The 463-nt window shown below is 66.1% G+C and carries 1 protein-coding gene; it reads right to left on the minus strand.

The window, feature by feature from the left end:
* Positions 1-463 (minus strand): HAD-IC family P-type ATPase (locus H0485_RS21405; protein WP_226937888.1); only part of this gene is annotated, 463 nt, incomplete at both ends.

The following is a 463-nucleotide window of genomic DNA, read 5'->3' on the forward strand; positions in this document are numbered from 1 at the left end:
TCTCTGAGGTGAGGTCGGTGACCTCTGCAACTCCGGTGGTCAGGGTGCCGGTTTTGTCAAAGGAAAAGCTCTTCACTTCTGCCAAGGCTTCAAGCGCCGCGCCACCTTTGAACAACACGCCGCCCCGTGCCGCAGCCGCCAGCGCCGACAGCATGGCGGCGGGCACCGAGATCACCACGGCGCAAGGGCTTGCCGCCACCAACAGCACCGCAGCGCGGTAGAGGGCGTCGGAGGCGGAAGCCCCCATCCCCCAGAGAACAACAAACGCCAGCGTGGCCCCCAAAAGCACGGCCACGGTGTAGCGCTGCCCGAACCAGGCGCTGAAGGTCTCGGACGGCGCGCGGGCGGCTTGGGCCTCGGTCACCATGTCGATCATCCGCGCCACGGTGCTGCTTTCGACGGTGGCGCTTGCGCGCATGGTCAGCACGGAATTGAGGTTGACCGTCGCCTCGAAAAGCTTCGC

This window comes from Pseudogemmobacter faecipullorum (assembly GCF_020539525.1).
Classification (GTDB): Bacteria; Pseudomonadota; Alphaproteobacteria; order Rhodobacterales; family Rhodobacteraceae; genus Pseudogemmobacter; species Pseudogemmobacter faecipullorum.